Origin of the sequence: Paramicrobacterium fandaimingii (assembly GCF_011751745.2) — a bacterium.
Taxonomy (GTDB): domain Bacteria; phylum Actinomycetota; class Actinomycetes; order Actinomycetales; family Microbacteriaceae; genus Paramicrobacterium; species Paramicrobacterium fandaimingii.
In genome coordinates, this window is record NZ_CP061170.1 from 2,174,787 (window position 1) to 2,191,343 (window position 16,557).

General features: G+C 63.7%; 17 protein-coding genes. 8 read left to right on the forward strand and 9 right to left on the reverse strand.

Annotation, left to right across the window (positions count from 1 at the left end; all coding sequences use genetic code 11):
* Positions 1 to 41: 41 nt before the first annotated feature.
* Positions 42 to 788 (reverse strand): gamma-glutamyl-gamma-aminobutyrate hydrolase family protein, encoded by a 747-nt coding sequence (locus HCR84_RS10525; protein ID WP_235940647.1) that lies wholly within the window; start codon positions 786 to 788, stop codon positions 42 to 44.
* Between the two features lie 179 nt (positions 789 to 967).
* Here HCR84_RS10525 and HCR84_RS10530 point away from each other — a divergent pair, with 179 nt between their 5' ends.
* The 5 genes from HCR84_RS10530 to HCR84_RS10550 all read left to right on the forward strand — a co-directional run bounded on the left by HCR84_RS10530 (position 968) and on the right by HCR84_RS10550 (position 6,072).
* Positions 968 to 1,699, forward strand: a complete 732-nt coding sequence (locus HCR84_RS10530) for a PspA/IM30 family protein (RefSeq protein WP_166981238.1) — start codon at positions 968 to 970, stop codon at positions 1,697 to 1,699.
* Between the two features lie 100 nt (positions 1,700 to 1,799).
* Positions 1,800 to 2,618: an arginase family protein gene (locus HCR84_RS10535; protein WP_166981235.1), complete on the forward strand. Its 819-nt coding sequence runs from the start codon at positions 1,800 to 1,802 to the stop codon at positions 2,616 to 2,618.
* A 35-nt stretch (positions 2,619 to 2,653) separates the two neighbouring features.
* The gene (locus HCR84_RS10540; protein WP_166981233.1) at positions 2,654 to 4,075 is read left to right on the forward strand and encodes a dihydrolipoyl dehydrogenase family protein; all 1,422 of its coding nucleotides are present in this window, start codon (positions 2,654 to 2,656) and stop codon (positions 4,073 to 4,075) included.
* Positions 4,030 to 4,461, forward strand: coding sequence for a Fe-S oxidoreductase (locus HCR84_RS10545; protein WP_166981230.1), 432 nt, complete (start codon positions 4,030 to 4,032; stop codon positions 4,459 to 4,461). The genes HCR84_RS10540 and HCR84_RS10545 overlap by 46 nt, the downstream gene beginning before the upstream one ends.
* A gap of 165 nt (positions 4,462 to 4,626) precedes the next feature.
* Positions 4,627 to 6,072, forward strand: coding sequence for an HNH endonuclease signature motif containing protein (locus HCR84_RS10550; protein WP_166981227.1), 1,446 nt, complete (start codon positions 4,627 to 4,629; stop codon positions 6,070 to 6,072).
* A 128-nt stretch (positions 6,073 to 6,200) separates the two neighbouring features.
* On the opposite strand, the gene HCR84_RS10555 is transcribed toward HCR84_RS10550, so the two are convergent.
* From HCR84_RS10555 to HCR84_RS10590, 8 genes are read right to left on the reverse strand one after another with little or no spacing between them, the layout of a single operon-like run.
* Positions 6,201 to 7,229 carry a FecCD family ABC transporter permease gene (locus HCR84_RS10555; RefSeq protein WP_166981225.1) on the reverse strand — a complete coding sequence of 343 codons (1,029 nt, stop codon included), beginning with the start codon at positions 7,227 to 7,229 and terminating at the stop codon, positions 6,201 to 6,203.
* Positions 7,226 to 8,233: a FecCD family ABC transporter permease gene (locus HCR84_RS10560; protein WP_166981222.1), complete on the reverse strand. Its 1,008-nt coding sequence runs from the start codon at positions 8,231 to 8,233 to the stop codon at positions 7,226 to 7,228. The genes HCR84_RS10555 and HCR84_RS10560 overlap by 4 nt, the downstream gene beginning before the upstream one ends.
* Positions 8,226 to 9,245 carry an iron-siderophore ABC transporter substrate-binding protein gene (locus HCR84_RS10565; protein ID WP_166981220.1) on the reverse strand — a complete coding sequence of 340 codons (1,020 nt, stop codon included), beginning with the start codon at positions 9,243 to 9,245 and terminating at the stop codon, positions 8,226 to 8,228. The genes HCR84_RS10560 and HCR84_RS10565 overlap by 8 nt, the downstream gene beginning before the upstream one ends.
* A complete protein-coding gene (locus HCR84_RS10570; RefSeq protein WP_195706630.1) occupies positions 9,245 to 10,261 on the reverse strand; it encodes an iron-siderophore ABC transporter substrate-binding protein in 1,017 nt (338 codons plus the stop codon). The genes HCR84_RS10565 and HCR84_RS10570 overlap by 1 nt, the downstream gene beginning before the upstream one ends.
* Positions 10,262 to 10,293: 32 nt before the next feature.
* On the reverse strand, positions 10,294 to 11,229 hold the full coding sequence (locus HCR84_RS10575) for a siderophore-interacting protein (protein WP_166981218.1): 936 nt from the start codon (positions 11,227 to 11,229) through the stop codon (positions 10,294 to 10,296).
* A 47-nt stretch (positions 11,230 to 11,276) separates the two neighbouring features.
* Complete coding sequence (locus HCR84_RS10580; protein WP_434063561.1) at positions 11,277 to 12,062, reverse strand: aldo/keto reductase; 786 nt, start codon at positions 12,060 to 12,062, stop codon at positions 11,277 to 11,279.
* 52 nt (positions 12,063 to 12,114) lie between these two features.
* Positions 12,115 to 12,582, reverse strand: coding sequence for an SIP domain-containing protein (locus HCR84_RS10585; protein ID WP_244972462.1), 468 nt, complete (start codon positions 12,580 to 12,582; stop codon positions 12,115 to 12,117).
* A 19-nt stretch (positions 12,583 to 12,601) separates the two neighbouring features.
* The gene (locus HCR84_RS10590) at positions 12,602 to 13,069 is read right to left on the reverse strand and encodes a carboxymuconolactone decarboxylase family protein (protein WP_166981212.1); all 468 of its coding nucleotides are present in this window, start codon (positions 13,067 to 13,069) and stop codon (positions 12,602 to 12,604) included.
* Positions 13,070 to 13,160: 91 nt separating this feature from the next.
* Here HCR84_RS10590 and HCR84_RS10595 point away from each other — a divergent pair, with 91 nt between their 5' ends.
* The 3 genes from HCR84_RS10595 to HCR84_RS10605 are packed head-to-tail and all read left to right on the forward strand — an operon-like array spanning position 13,161 to position 16,557.
* Positions 13,161 to 14,090 carry an alpha/beta fold hydrolase gene (locus HCR84_RS10595; RefSeq protein ID WP_166981210.1) on the forward strand — a complete coding sequence of 310 codons (930 nt, stop codon included), beginning with the start codon at positions 13,161 to 13,163 and terminating at the stop codon, positions 14,088 to 14,090.
* Positions 14,091 to 14,116: 26 nt separating this feature from the next.
* Positions 14,117 to 15,607, forward strand: coding sequence for an ABC transporter substrate-binding protein (locus tag HCR84_RS10600; RefSeq protein ID WP_166981207.1), 1,491 nt, complete (start codon positions 14,117 to 14,119; stop codon positions 15,605 to 15,607).
* Positions 15,604 to 16,557 carry an ABC transporter permease gene (locus HCR84_RS10605; protein WP_166981204.1) on the forward strand — a complete coding sequence of 318 codons (954 nt, stop codon included), beginning with the start codon at positions 15,604 to 15,606 and terminating at the stop codon, positions 16,555 to 16,557. The genes HCR84_RS10600 and HCR84_RS10605 overlap by 4 nt, the downstream gene beginning before the upstream one ends.

The window sequence follows — 16,557 nt, forward strand, 5'->3', positions numbered from 1 at the left end:
CCCTAACCGCAATACCTCGGCAGAGCTCGGTGCCACCCCGATCAGGCAGCCAGTTGCCTGAGAGCCTCGCGTTCGAGCCCGTCCAGCAGACGCTCGAGCTGGTCGGTTGGGGCCATGGGAGCCTCCGGATGCCACTGGACGCCTGTGATCGGCAGAATGTCGTGCTCGACAGCCTCAATGTGACCGTCGTGCGACCACCCAACGGCACGCAGTCCGGGGCCGGGGCGATCGATCACCTGATGATGCCCTGATTGAACGGTGATGTGCTCGCCCAACCGCAGTGCGAGAGTGCTCGAACGTTCGAGCGAGACAGGATGCTCCACGAGGGTGTACTCGACCGGAAGATCGGTCAGTCTGTGACCGGACTCCTCCATGTGCTGAACGAGGGTTCCCCCGAACGCCACATTGATCACCTGGTGACCACGGCAAATGCCGAGAAGCGGGGTAGCGCGCAACGCCGCCCTGCGCACGAGTGCGAGCTCGGCGGCATCCGCTGTTCGGTAATGGTGACCTTCGCCCTCGTACCCCGGCTGACCGCCATAGAACTCGGGAGCGAGGTCTTCCCCGCCCATGATCACGATCGCGTCGGCCGACTCGGTGGCATCGAGCAGGCCGTCTGTGCCGAGGCGTTCGGCGGTGAGCAGTCGCGCATCCCATCCGAGAATCGACGCGTCGGAGACGGTGCGCCGCGTCATGCCCCGCGTATACGCGTCGTATTCGGGAGCGTGCGGACGGGCGTCAGTCACCTCGACGATGGCGAGCTGCAGCATCCGATCACTGTGAGTCACCGACTTCCCCTCTCTTGTGTTTCGCTCAATTCTCTCGCGGGTGCACACGCGCTGCCACCGTGGCCGTCACAGACAGACACATGGTGCGGCAGATTTGCAGGAAAAAGAAACTTTACGGCCCGTAGACTCAGACGCACCGAACCGGCGGCCGCTCGGCCGACTGCGACGAGAGGGAGTACATGAGCAAGCAGACCATCTTCGGGCGCATCGCACAGTTGGCCCGCGCGAACATCAACTCGATTATCGATTCGGCGGAAGACCCGCAGAAGATGCTCGACCAGATGGTTCGCGACTACACGAACAACATCGCCGAGGCGGAGAGCGCTATTGCCGAGACGATCGGCAACCTGCGGATGCTTGAGCAAGACCATAAGGAAGACGTCGATGCCGCGCGCGACTGGGGAACAAAGGCGCTTGCCGCGAGCAAGCGTGCCGACCAGATGCGTGGGTCGGGTGACACAGCGGGCGCTGACAAGTTCGACAACCTCGCAAAGGTGGCAATTCAGCGTCAGATCGGCTCGGAGGGCGAAGCCAAGGCGGCCGAGCCGCAGATCGCGTCGCAGTCGGATGTCGTCAGCAAGCTCAAAGATGGTCTGAACGGCATGAAGGAGCGCCTCGAGCAGCTCAAGACGAAGCGCAATGAGCTGGTGGCGCGTCAGAAGACGGCGCAGGCGCAGCTCAAGGTGCATGACGCGCTGAAGAGCATCGACATCATGGACCCCACGAGCGAGGTCAGCCGATTCGACGAGAAGATTCGCCGCGAAGAGGCGAAGGTGCTCGGCCACCAAGAGCTCGCGGCCTCGAGCCTCGACGCGCAGTTCGAAGAGCTCGACGACCTCGGCGAACTGACCGAGGTCGAGGCTCGTCTTGCCGCACTGAAGAGCAGTGGAAGCGGTTCGATCGAGTCGTAATCTGGTGCTCAGCAAACGGGCGTCGGGGAATTCCCCGGCGCCCGTTCGCGCTTCGCTGAAAGATGATGGCGCCCGGGCATCCTCGTCGCATAATTGAACAATGACGGCATACATGGTGGTTCCGCAGTGGCAGGGCTCGTCATCGTCGCGTGCAATGCAGCTCATAGACGGTGCCGAGGCGATCAGAGGTGATCTGCCCTCGAGTGCAACCCACGACGTTGCTGTGCCCCAGGGAGCGGGCGACGCCCTCGACACCGGAATCCGCAGGTTCACTTCCCTTGTCACCGTGCGTGAGCGGCTGCGCGAGCAGCTCAGCACCATGCACGACACGGCCGTCTGCATCGGAGGCGGGTGCGGAATCGAAATTGCCGCCATCGATCATGCGATGGAGCGCACGAACGGTGATCTCGCGGTGCTGTGGCTTGACGCACACCCCGATCTGCACACGGCGGAGACTTCCCCGTCTGGCGCTTTCGACGGCATGGCACTCAGATCTGTGCTCGGAGAGGGACACGACGTTCTCGCCGCATCCAATCCCCTCGCGCACAGCAAGGTCGTGCTGGGCGGCATCCGTTCTGTCGACGACGACGAAGCCGCCTATCTCGACGCTTCCGAGCTGCGTGCGCTGAGCACGGACGAAGTTGCCGGTCTCGTCGACGCTCTTGTCGAGACAGGCGCGTCAGAGGTGTACGTGCACATCGACCTCGACGTTCTCGACCCGGCAGACATTGACGGAACGCACTGGGCGGAGCCATTCGGCATTCCGCTCACGCAGCTCATCGATGTGCTGGGTGACGTACGCGGCAGGTTCTCGCTTGCCGGGGCAGGGATCACGGGCTTCGCACCCGCGTCTGCCGCGGCTGCGACGGACGATCTCGCGGCGATCCTGCGCATTCTCGGTGCACTGACAAGACGCTGACTGCGCTCCGGCGACAGCGCGAGTATTCTCGGAGCATGAGCGAGTACGACGTTGTAGTTGTTGGTGCGGGCGCTGTCGGAGAGAATGTCGCCGATTACGCGACGCAGGCGGGCCTCTCGTGTGTGATCGTCGAGAGCGACAAGGTGGGCGGCGAATGTTCGTATCGCGCCTGCATCCCCTCGAAGGCGCTTCTGAGGTCGGGTGACGCGCGCCGTGCTGCTCTCGCTGTCGACGGAGCGGCGCAGGCGGTCACGCGGGGCCTCGATGTCGCGCGAGTTCTGGCTCGTCGCGATGCATTCACGGGCAAGGGCGACGACGCGGGCCAGGTGTCATGGCTCGAAGGCGCGGGCGTCGACCTCGTGCGCGGACAAGCGCGGCTTGTGGCCGAGCGCACCGTCGAGGTGGAGCGCCCCGAGGGTACGCAGACGCTGACGGCACGCGTTGCTGTCGCGGTGTGCACGGGTTCGGAGCCCACGGTGCCGCCGATTCCCGGAATTGACGAGATCGACGTCTGGACAAGTCGCGAAGCGACGATCGCCGAAGACATACCGGCATCCCTCGTGGTTGTCGGCGGTGGAGTCGTCGCTGCCGAGCTGGCGACAGCGTTTGCGTCGCTCGGCTCGACCGTCACCGTCGTCGCGCGAAGTGGTCTGCTGAGCGGGCATGAGCCGATCGCGGGCGAAGCCGTTACGAAGAGATTCCGTGCCGACGGAATCGACGTGCTCGTCGCCGACGTTGATTCTGTTTCTGCCGCGGGCGACGGCGCGCAGGTGCGGCTCTCGACAGGGCAGACGGTGAACGCTGATCGGGTGCTGGTCGCAACGGGCCGCACTCCGCGAACCAGCGATGTCGGCATCGACACTGTCGGCCTCACACCCGGAGAGTGGGTCGACGTCGATGAGACGATGCTCGTGCGCGGGGTGCCTGGCGAATGGCTGTATGCGGTCGGTGACCTCAATCACCGCTCTCTGCTGACGCACCAGGGAAAATACCAAGCACGCGCAGCGGCTGCGGCCATCGCCGCGCGGGCGGCGGGTGATGTTCCCGACACGCACCCCTGGGCCGACGCCACGGCAACGGCCGATCACGACGCGGTTCCGTCCGTTGTCTTCAGCAGCCCGCAGGTGGCTATGGTCGGTATGACTGAGACGGCCGCGATGGATGCCGGGCGACCCGTGAGAACGATTGACATCGCGCTCGGGTCCGTCGCCGGCGGTGCTCTGCACGCGGATGGTTATGAGGGAACGTTCCGTGCCGTCGTCGACACGGAGCGAAACGTCGTCATCGGCGTGACTCTCGTGGGTGACGACGTCGCTGAGCTGCTGCACGCGGCGACAATCGCTGTCGTCGGCGAGGTTCCTCTGCACCGGCTCTGGCACGCCGTTCCCGCCTTCCCGACCATGAGCGAAGCATGGCTGCGAATGCTCGAGGCACTGCGAAAGCCAGAGGCACAGTGATTCGCAGCATCCTCACGAATTCTCCCCTCAGTCTTCTCGGCTACGCCTACGGCACGCTCGTGGGGATGGTGTGGGGGTTCATCTGGTCAACGGGCAAGGTAGAACGCCGCGGCGGGCTCTTCATCTTTCGGGGGATGCCGCGCTGGACGTTCGGTCGGGGCGGCGCCTGCGTCGGGGCCTGCTATCTCACCCGCACGAACGTGAGCTCTGACGTACTCGAGCACGAAGCCGTGCATCAGCAGCAGTGGCGAACCTACGGGCTTCTCTTCCCCGTGCTGTACGCGTTGGAAGGCTTCAATCCACTCACCAACCGATTCGAGATCGAAGCTGGCCTCGAAAAGGGCGGCTACCTCCGCAAACGTCGCAGCACGCGTCGCCGCGGCTGATGTGATTCTGGGTGGTGCCTACGCTGCCTCTCCTCGGCATCGTCCTCGCTCCCCTCTATGCGCTTCTTCGTCCACAGGCAGAAACTTTGGTGAGTTATCCACAATGGGTGGTTGACCGGGTGTTCTGTCGGTGGGAGTGTCGGTGGGTCCTGCGATACTTTGGTCATGCACGAAGCAGTCGCAGCACCCGGTTTCGAACCCAATGAGGGTCCGGATGCTGTCGCTGTGCGTGCCGCGGAGAAGACTCTGGCCGATGCTGCAGAACTGGCCTCGATCGACCCGACATCACTTTCCGCCGATACCCTGTTGACCTATACGGGCCTTCTCAGCAACATCTCCCGCATCATCGAGGGCCAGCAAGTCGGCAACGTGGGCGACATTGCTCGGCGCTCTGACACGGATGCCGGGTTTGATGGTCTCGCTGCCCGGCACGGGGCGAAGAGCCCGACAGCGCTGTTTGAGGTGATCACGGGGGCGAAGAACTCCACAGCGTATCGGTTCGCGACAGTCGCGAAACACACAACACCGAGAGTGTCGGACACCGGGCTGCCTCTCGATCCGGTGTTCGCTCAGACCGCGGACGCGCTCGCCCAAGGCACGATTGGTCTGGATGTTGCCGAGTCGATCACGTCGACGTTGGCACCTGTCCTGCCCCGGGTTTCCCCCGAGCAGATCGACTGGGCCGAGAAAACGCTGATCGGTAATGCGACGGGTGCGTTCGGTGAAGTGCCGTTCACGGCGGATGCTGTGCGGCAGCAGGCCCGCGTGTTTCGTGTTGCCCTTGACCCTGACGGTGTCGAACCCACCACGGAAGAACTTCACGAGGCACGCAAGCTGGTCTTCAAACACCAAGACGACGGAACGATGAAGATCACAGGGGTGCTCTCTCCCGAGCAGGCGGCGCAGGTGACACCAGTGTTTGATGCGTGCATGTCGAAGAGAACCTCGCCGACGTTTATGCATGCTGAAGAGCTCGCCGCGACCAAGCAAGCACCCGAGGAGCGGACAAAGCAGCAGGAGCGTGCCGACGTGTTCACGTCGATCATCGGTGGTGTCGGGAAACAAGACACCACACCGAAACTCCACGGGCGTGGCCCAACAGTGATGATCACGGTGAAGAACGAGGACCTCGACGCCGGTACCGGTGCTGCCTGGTCACCGGGAACACCGGCACCGTTGCCGATGAGCTTTGTGACACAGATGCAATGCGACGGCGACACGAGGAACGTCACCATTGACGAGCATGGTGACGTGCTCAACCTCGGGACCGCGCAACGGTTCTTCACAGCGAAGCAGCGTTTGGCGTTGATCGCCCGCGACGGGAACACCTGTGTTGTCGATGACTGTGACATTCCGGCGTGGCTGTGTGAAGCGCATCACGTGCAACGATGGGAAAACGGCGGCCGAACAGATGTTGCAAATGGCCTGATCGTCTGCTGGTTTCACCACAGATTGCTGGATCGCGGCGAATGGTCCCTCACCCGCGACGAAAACGGCCACCCCAGACTGATCCCACCAGACTGGTACGTGAACCGACGGTATCTAGGACGCCGAGAAGCACCGGGCACCGACCCGCCAGACGATCATCGAGATACCGGGCCGCGCACCTGACGTACGCGGCGGCCCCGACACACCCAACGCACGAGTCAAATCACTCGCAGCGCTACGACGTGTGCGCAAATGGCCGCCTCGTGCTGAGTTTCACGCAATTGGAGACGCCCCGGTGCAAATGAATCCGGCTACAGGGCACCTTTGCGCCACTGGGACATGAGGAGCCCTCCGAGGAAGATACCGCCGATCAGGGCGGTGACGACGCCGACGGGGAGTTGCTGCGGAGCAGGAACGAACTGCACGATCACGTCGGCGAACAGGAGCATCATCGCGCCCATGAGCCCCGCGACGACCGGCGAACTGGACCGGGCGACAACACGCGCGACGTGCGGTGCCATGAGGGCGATGAAGGCAACAGGACCGCAGACGGCAACGCCTCCCGCAGCGAGAACGATCGCTGTCAACACGGCAAACGTGCGGGTTCGCGAAGCCGACGCACCAACCCCGTCAGCAATGTCGTCACCCATCTCGACGAGGGCGAGACGTCTCGACAGTACGAGCGCCACCGTTCCGAACACGCCGAGAACCACGAGGATGATCCCGACATCGTCTAGAGATCGAGCCTCGAGGCTTCCGTTCAGCCACGTCGCGAGCACGGTTGCCTGTTCACGTTTGATGCGCGTAAGCATGAATTGCACGAACGACAGCGCAATCGCCTGCACGCCGATGCCCGCGATGATCAACTTGCCCGGTGAGGCGAATCCCGTTCCCGTCGAGACGTAGACGAGCGCTATGGCCGCGATGGCACCGATGACGGCGCCGACGGGCAACGGCACGACACCGGGCCAGAGGATGCCGAACGCGACGGCACCGGCCGAAGCGCCGGCCATAAGCCCGATGACATCGGGGCTGCCAAGCGGGTTGCGAGTGACGCGCTGAAAGAGCGAACCGCTCACTCCGAAGGCGGCTCCCGCCCCGATCGCGACGAGCAGCCTCGGCCCGCGAAGGGTCTGCACGACGAAGCTGCTCGCTCCGGTGTCGCCGAAGAGCGCCGCCGGAAGCTGCAATGGCGAGACGCCGAGATCGCCGAGCGCGAGAGTGACAACGGCAAGACCGATGATCGCGACAACGAGACAGGTGATCACGACGAGCGTGCGCACGTGCACCCGCAGTGACACTCGCGTGCCTACGCGCAGTATGCGGTGATGAGCGGTCATCTCCGTTCACCTCGCAGACGGCGCAGGGCGATGAAAAGCGCTGGCGCGCCGACGAACGCCGTCATGACACCGACCATCAGCTCATCGGGGCGCGCGATGACGCGCCCGAGCACATCGGACAGCAGCAGGAGAACGGGACCGAGCGCGATGCACAGTGGAAGAAGCCGGCGATGATCGGGCCCCGAGAACATGCGGGCGATATGAGGAACGGCGAGCCCAACGAACAGCACGGGGCCGACACCAGCCGTCGCCGCGCCGGCGAGAATCGCAACCGACGCACCGCTCAGTAACCGAACGACGACGGGGCGCTGACCAAGGGCCGTTGCAACGTCGTCGCCGAGCGCGAGCATATTGAGCCCAGGCGCGAGCCCGAGCGCGAGAACAAGGCCGACGATGATGAACGGCAGAATCAGCCAGGCCTGCTCGATGCTGCGTCCGGCAAGTGAGCCCACGACCCAGAACCGATAGGCGTCGAAAACGTCGGGAAAACTCAGGGAGATTGCCTGCACGTACGCAGAGAAGACAGCGGTCACGACGGCTCCGGCAAGCACGATTCGCGTCGTGCCCGCTTGTCCGCGCGATGACCCGAGTGCGTACACGATGATGACGGCGACGACAGCGCCGATGAGCGCGAGCCACACAGAACTCGATGCCACCGTCCCGAAGAAGGCAGCACCGGTGACGATCGCCGCAGCGGCGCCGACGTTGATGCCGAAGAGGCCGGGATCAGCGAGCGGGTTTCGCGTGACCCCCTGCATCACCCCGCCGGCGACGGCAAGCGCTGCACCCACGATGACTCCGAGTATCGTTCGTGGCACTCGACTGGCGAGCACGGCATCAACGTAGTCGTCGCCCGACCCCGTGATTGAGTCGATGATCTGCCCTGGCTCGAGCGCCTTCGAGCCGACGCCGAGGCTCGCGATGATGGAGATGCCGAGCAGCACGACAGCGGCCGCCACGCCAAGTGCGTAGCGGCCACTGCCGTGTGCGCGGCGCTCAGCCATCGACGTGCGCGACACCCTCAGAGATAATCGGCAGATATTCGTTGAGAGCCCAGGGGACGCTCAATGGCGTCAGCACGCTCGTCGCCATTCCCAACTCGCGGTTCGAGATGAACTCGACGACGGCGCCGCTCTCGACAGCGGGAATCTGCTTCCAGAGCTCCTGGCTGGCAACGCTCGCCTTCTCGTCGTCTGAGTTGTACCACGTGAACAGCACGTCGACGTCATTCAGCATGTCGGCATTCTCGATGCCGATCGTCGCGGTGAAGACGCCCTCCGCCGGCTCGAGGTCGCTGACGGCGGGATCAAGTTTGAACCCCAGCGCCGTAAGCAGGTCGACGCGCGGGTCGCCCGGGAGATAGACAGACAGCTCCCCCGGCTTTCCCGTGTAGACGTACGCGAACGTCAGGCCGTCAAATTCAGGATGCTCGTCAGCGGCGGCCGACAGCTGATCGTCAATGCCACCGATGAGTTCCTTTGCGGCATCCGGCTGCCCCAGCGCTTGCGCCACGATTTTGATCTGCGTCTTCCAATCGGTCTGCCACGCGGCATCTGGATAGGCGACGGTCGGCGCAAGTTCGCTGAGCAGATCGTACTGATCCTGGGTCAGACCCGACTGCGGAGCGAGAATCACATCGGGGTCGGCCTCGACAACAGCATCGATGTCGATTTCGGGATAGACGCCGAACGTCGACGGCACGGCATCGCCTTTCGACTCGATCGCCTCGCGCAGCCACGGCAGAACGCCCTCGTCGTCACCGGCCCACGTGTCTTCTTCGATTGCCACGGGCGTCTCTCCGAGCGCCACGACGATATCTGGCGTGCCCCAGCCGATCGACACGATGCGTTCTGGCTTCTCGGGGATCCTTGCCGTTCCCAGAGCGCTTTCGATCGACACGGGGAACGCTCCGTCACCCGCCGATTCGGTCTCCGGGGAACTGGTATCGCTTGAGCAGCCGCTCAGAGCAAGAGCGACGATGGCGGCTGCGGCTGCACCCCGGGCAAATCGTGACATTAGAGGTTCTCCATTGCGTTCTCGATGAGTTCTGTGTAATCGTCGAGCACCCAGGGGACGCTCAGCGGCGTGATGAGGCTCGCTGCCGTCACAAACTGGTGGTCGTAGATCGTGACGTCTGATCCGCGCTCGATGGCGGGAATCTGCGCGTACAACGGTTGCTCCTCGGTCTGGGCCTGCGATGCTTCGTCACTGAACCAGGTGAAGAGAATGTCGGTGTCGTCGAGTTTGTCGGCGTTCTCGAGTCCGAGCGTGCTCGAGGCCGTTCCCTGATCAACCGGCAGCTTCGTGACGAACTCCGCTGTCTGCAGGCCCATGAGCTCGAGTATGGCGACGCGCGGTTCTGAAGGCTGGAAGACGCCGAGGGTTCCCGGAGCCGACGTGTAGGTGTAGGCGACGCTCGTGCTCGCCCACTCCGGATGCGTGTCTGCGACGGCATCGAGTTCGTCGATGATCTCGGTCGTGATCTTCGATGCCTCGTCTTCGAGTCCGAGGGCGGTGCCGATGATGCTGATCTGCTCGTCCCATGGCGTGCTCCAGGCCTCACCCGGGTACGCGACGGTCGGCGCGAGACCGCTGAGCACATCGTATTGCTCCTGTGTCACGCCCGATTGCGGTGCAAGGATCACATCGGGATCAGCGGCGACGATGGCGTCGATATCGAGTTCGGTGCCGCCGTCAATGAGGGCGGGCAGCTCGTCGCCGCGCTGTTCGATCGCCTCGCGGACCCACGGCTGATACCCCTCATCGTCGCCTCCCCAGGGGTCGGCCTCAACAGCCACAGGTGTAAGCCCGAGGGCGACAACCGTGTCTGCCGTTCCCTGGCCGAGGGTGACGATTCGCTCCGGCCGTTCCGAGATCTCCGCCGTTCCGAGAGCATTCTCAATCGAGACGGGAAAGGCGGATGCGTGGGAGCCCGACGTCTCACTGTTTGCCGCAGCCGAACCGCAGCCTGTCACGGCAAGTGCAGTGGCGACGATGGCAAGACCGACGCCGAGAACGCGCAGTTGAGACACAGGTGTCCTTTCGAGAGAGGTGTCGCGGTGGCTCAGGCCTCGGCTTTGCCGAGACGCCAGTAGCCCATGAATGCGACGGATTTTCGGTCGAGTCCTGACTCAGAGACGAGGAATCGACGGATTGTCTTGATCGCCGATGCTTCGCCCGCGATCCACGCGTACATGTCGTCTGGCCCGGGCATCACGGCGGGATCGGGAACATCCCAGAGAATCTCGCTGTCGATGTCTACCTCATCGAGAGTGACCGGTGTTGACGACACCGTGCGAACATGATCGCGCACCCAATCGCGCACGGCGGCAACCAGCCCAAGACCGTAATCGCGGTGCGGGGAGACACGCGGAACCCACGTGATGCTCACGCCAGCGGGGGCCGTGAGCTGCAGTACGTCGTCTGCGCTGGGAACCTCGAGGAACACCCGACCCACCGCTGTCTCGGGGAGGCTCTCGAGAATGGCGCTGATGGCCGGCACTGCAGTCTCATCACCCGCGATCAGCAGGTGCCGGGCCGCGCCGGGCTTCCACGTGAGTCCGACCCCCCGCGAACTGCTGCGGGAATCGGGCCCGACGACGATGACGCGTTCGCCCACCGCCGCGCTCATTGCCCATTGGGACGCCGGCCCGCCGTCGCCGTGCGCGACGAAGTCGACGTCGAGCTCGCGATCGGCAACCCGGATGCTGCGAATCGTGTAGGTGCGGAAGGGGTTCTTCTTCGCCTCGGGCAGTTCTCGCCACTCGCCGTACCAGTCGGCCCCCGTCGGAAACGTGTCGAACCCGGTGCTTGGCAGCGGCAGCACAACCTTGATGCGCTGGTCGAGACCCTCTGTTCCGAAGTTCACGAGGTCGTCCCCCGTGAACGTCACCCGGGTGAAGTGCGGGCTCAGCTGGCGAACGCGAGAGACTCGAAGGTCGAAGTTGCTGAACGACGGGCGCTCACGTGTCAGCTGCGTAGCGTTCGAAGTCTCGGTCACCCTTCTAGTATGGGTTGCCTTACCTAAACATTGCAAGCGGATGCTCGTCAGGCTCCGTGCTCGTCTGGGTCTTGCCCCGTGCGCACTCCCGACTCGAGCCGGCTCACTGCCTCTAGATCCTCCAGATCGAGCTCGAAGTCGAAGACGTCGATGTTCGACCGAATCCGCTGGGGTGTCACTGATTTGGGAATCACCACGTTTCCCAGCTGCAGGTGCCAACGCACAAGGAACTGCGCGGGGGTCACACCGTACTTTGCTGCGCGTTCAGCGAGAACCGGGTCGCTGAGAACCTTCCCCCGCGCGAACGGCGACCAGGCCTCGGTGACGATGCCGTGCGTTCGCGCGTAGGCGCGGGACGCCTCCTGCGGCAACCACGGATGAAGCTCGATCTGATTTACCGCGGGCACCGTGTCACTCTCGCTGGCGAGACGCTGCAAGTGGTGCGGATGAAAGTTCGAGACCCCGATCGACCGCGCCCGTCCGTCGGCGTGAAGCCGTTCCAGCGCCCGCCACGTCTCAACGTAGAGGTCACGGCTCGGCACGGGCCAGTGAATGAGATAGAGATCCACGTCGTCGACGCCAAGCAGGCGGGCACTCTCGTCGAATGCACGCAGTGTCGCGTCGTAGCCGTGATCGTCGTCCCAGACCTTCGTGGTCAGGAAGATGTCGTCCCGGGGAATGCCACTGCGCCGAATCGCTTCGCCGACGCCAGCCTCGTTGCGGTAGAGCGCCGCCGTGTCGATGTGACGGTATCCGGCTTCAAGTGCGGTGAGAACAACATCAACGACCTCGTCCTCCGGCACCTTGTACACGCCGAGTCCGATTTGGGGAATCGCGTTCCCTGTTCTCAGCGTGAGGGCGGGGATCGGTTCAGTCACGACGCGCTCAGCTGCTCAATCGGTATGGTTCGAGTGTCACGATCCGCTCGGGATTCACGCCAAGGTCGGCAACGAGGTGCTCGTGAACCGCAGAGACTCCGCGATAGTGACCGCCGAGCCAGATGTGCGGGGTGTCTGTCGAGGCGTAGAGCATTTCGTCTGACCACGCATTCACAGCTCGGCTCATCGCTTCGCCCGTCGCGCAGGCGGCGCCGCTTCCAGGCGCACCCGACCGGGTCTGACGCGTCAGCCAGGTCACCGTCATGCGCGTCGGCGCGTCGATCACGGAGATATCGGCACCGGTGTCCACTTCGATGAAGACTCTGCCGCGAGCGCAGTAGGGAACGGCCTGCATTGCGGCCTCAAGCTCCGTCAGCGTCGACTCGTCTGCGGTGAGCAGGTAGATGTGACCGAGGCCCCGTGCGTCTCGTCGCGCGTGCGCACCGACGTTGCGGGTCCGAGTCTCGTTCATCATTTACTTAGTATAGCCACACCTAACTTGGCTGCGGCTCGATCGAGTACCGACCGGCGATCGCTACGCGGTTGAACGCGTTGATCGCGACGATCACCCAGAGCAGAGCCGCATACTGCTCGTCGGTGAAGACCTCTGTCGCCTGTCGATACACGGCATCAGAAAGCTGCCCATCGTGAATGAGCGTCACTGCCTCGGTCAGATGCAGAGCAGCGCACTCCCTCGGGGAATACAGTCCCGCCTCAGACCACGCCGAGAGCACCGCGATGCGCTGCGGCGACTCACCGAGCTTCGCAAGCGAGCGCGAGTGGATGTCGAGGCAGTAAGCGCAGCCGTTGATCTGCGACGCGCGCAGCTGCACGAGCTCTAAGAGAATCGGGTCAAGATCGTTGTCTGCCGCGATATCGGCAACGGTGCTCGACAGCTTTTTCAGCGACGTATACGCGTCACGATGTGTTCGAGACGGGTGAATGCGAGATGATGGGGCCATGCGTCTCAACTGTAGTCAGGAGGCAGCGGTGAGCACCAGCATCTCCGGTGAACGCCGCCAACCGCCGCCGCGATCGATGTGAGGAATCATCATGGCAGTGACAGATCACAGCTCGGACGAATTTCGCTTTCGCGTTGAGGAGGCCGCCGAATTCGGCATCCCCCTTCCCCTTCTGCCAGCGATGCGCACGAACGATGTCGACGATGACGGCAGGCGACTGGGCATTATCCGCTATGGAACCGGCGATCCCGAGGTGATCTTCCTTCACGGTGCCGGGCTGAACGCCCACACCTGGGATGCAACGGCCGCCTCGCTCAACGCCCCTGCCGCTGCTGTCGATCTGCCCGGTCATGGCGCCTCCGAATGGCGCGACGATGCAGACTACCGCCCCGAGACCATTGCCGCAGCACTTGCTCCGGTCATCGATCGGATCGACGGTCGTCATATTTTCGTCGGACAGTCACTTGGAGGTCTTGCCGCGGCGCTCGTCTCCGCGCAGGATTCCGCGACGAAGGGGCTTCTCCTTGTCGACATCACTCCTGATGTCTCGACGGGGGATGCCGCTCAGATCGCTGCGTTTCTTGCCCAATCTCGCGACTTCGCGAGTCGCGACGAGATCGTTGACGGCGCCCGTGCCGCGGGAATCGGAGTCTCCCGGGACTCTGTCGCGCGCGGCGTCGCCCTGAACACACGAGAACAGGATGACGGGCGCGTGGTGTTCGCGCATCATCTGGCTCACCTCGGCGGACTTCAGCCCTCGCTCACCTCAGACAGAGAACGGCTGTGGAACGCACTGGAGAATCTCACTGTTCCGACGTGGCTCGTGCGCGCACGTCGCGGCATTGTGACAGAGGAGCTTGCGCGGGGATTTGCCGCGCGCCTTCCCCGCTCGCGCGTCATCGAGATCGACACAGGGCACAATGTTCAAGAAGATGATCCTGTGGCACTCGCTCGCATCGTCGCCGAGCTCCTTCGATCGAGCGACACTCGTTCGCCCGCGCCACATCACTCCGACGCGTGAGCACCATCGAAAGGACCCACCCTCGCATGAGAACCCGTTATGCCGTCATTGGCATCGTCGCCGCATCGGCCCTGCTGCTGAGCGGCTGCAGCGGCCAGGGCGATGGGAACAAGGGGCACGACGGCGATGCGACTGTCGCCGTCGGGCTCGTGCTTGAACCCACAGACCTCGACATCCGACGCACGTCGGGAGCCGCACTCGATCAAGTGCTGATCGACAACGTCTACGAGGGACTTGTGTCGCGCACGCCGAAGGGCGAGATCGTCGACACCATCGCGTCGTCGCACACGGTCAGCGACGATGGCCTCACCTACACGTTCGAGATCAATGACGGCATCACGTTCCACAATGGCGACAAACTCACGGTCGACGACGTTGTCTGGTCGCTCACGCAGGTGAAAGACGACCCGGAACTGCGCGACCACGAGCTGCTGGAGCCTGTCACGAAGATTGAGGCGCCAGACGACACCACGGTCACGCTGACGCTCTCCGAACCCGATTCGAACCTGCTGTGGAACCTTTCCGGCCGGGCGGGGCTCGTGCTCGATCAGGATGCGGACAACGACCTCTCGACATCCGCGAACGGCACGGGACCGTTCACTCTCGAGAAATGGAAGCAGGGCGACTCGATCACTCTCGCGCGCAACGACGACTACTGGGGCGACGCCGCCGTGGTGAGCGAGGTCGTGCTCGTCTACATCGGCGACACAACCGCGGGAGTGAACGCGGCGCTTGCGGGCGACCTCGATGTGCTGACCGCTGTGGATCCGAACCTCAGAGCCCAGTTCGACGACACCGACTTCACCGTGCATGAGGGAAAGACGACAGACAAGTACACCCTCGCCTTCAACAATGCGCGCGAGCCCCTCGATGATGTGCGCGTGCGAAAGGCCCTGCAGCTCGCCGTCGACCACGCCGCGGTGATCGATGCCATCGGAGGCGCCGGCGTCGAGATGGGCGGGCCGATCCCTCCGCTCGACCCGGGTTACGAAGACCTCACATCGCTGCGGCCGTACGACCCGAAGAAGGCGAAGAGCCTGCTCGACGAAGCGGGCGTCGACGACCTGTCGCTCACGCTCACTGTTCCCAACATCTACGGCACGACCGTCGCCAATCTCCTGGTATCTGCGTATAAGGAGATCGGAGTCACACTCACCGTCGATTCTGTCGAGTTCTCCACCTGGCTGAACGACGCATACACGAACCACGACTATGACCTCAGCTTCGTCGATCACCTTGAGCCGCGCGACTTCGGCAATTGGGCGAACCCCGACTACTACTTCGGCTATGACAACGCCGATGTTCGGAAGCTGTACGCAGAATCGGTGCGGGCCACCGACCCCGAGGTCGCCGAGCAGAAGCTGAGCGAAGCAGCCCGCATCGTCGCTGAAGACCACGCGGCAGATTGGCTCTACAACGCCCTTACTCTCACGGCGATCGGCGACGGCATCTCGGGATTCCCGACCGACTCCCCCAATGCCCGACTCGATCTCAGTTCGCTCTCTGTTTCCGCGTGATTCGATTCGTCTTCACTCGCATTGCCCTTCTCGCGGTGGGGCTGCTCGTTGCGAGCGCACTGATCTTCGTGACGCTTCGTGTGCTGCCAGGGGACGTCGCGCAGGTCATCGCGGGAACCGACGGAACTCCGGATCAGGTGCGGGCGATTCGAGAGTCGCTCGGGCTCGATCAGCCGCTGCCTGCGCAGTACGTCGACTGGCTTGCGGGCATCCTGACCGGAGACCTTGGCCGGTCAATGCTGACGGGAGCCACTGTGTCGTCCGAGCTTCTCGAGAAATCGCAGGTGACGATTCCGCTTGCTCTGCTCGCGTTGGCGATCGCGCTTATCATTGCAATTCCGCTCGGAATCCTCTCTGCACTCAAGCACCGCAGCGTCACCGGCTCTGCTCTGAGCATGGTGTCGCAGGCGATCGCCGCGGTTCCCGTGGTGTGGGCAGGAATGCTGCTCGTCGTGGTGTTCGCCGTCGGGCTCGGCTGGTTTCCCCCACAGGGGTTTCCTCGTGCGGGATGGGACGAGCCGGCGCGAGCGCTGTATTCGCTTCTGCTTCCCGCTCTCACGATCGGCGTTGTCGAAGGCGCGGTGCTTCTTCGTTTCATCCGATCTGCGGCGCTCGAGGCACTTGGGCAGGACTACGTGCGAACGGCGGCGGCCAAAGGGCTCACCCGCACGCGAGCGCTGATCACGCACGGCATGCCCAACGTCGCGCTCACCGTGGTCTCGGTGCTCGCCCTACAGATTGCCGGGCTGCTCGTCGGCGCGGTGATCATCGAACAGCTCTTCAATCTGCCCGGCATCGGGCGGATGCTGGTGACCGACGTCGGCAATCGCGACCTCGAGAAGGTGCAGGGAGATGTGCTCGTGATGACCGGTCTCGTGCTCGTGATCGGCACGGCCGTCGACATCGTCGCGCGTGTCATCGACCCGCGGCAGAGGGAGTCGGCGGCATGA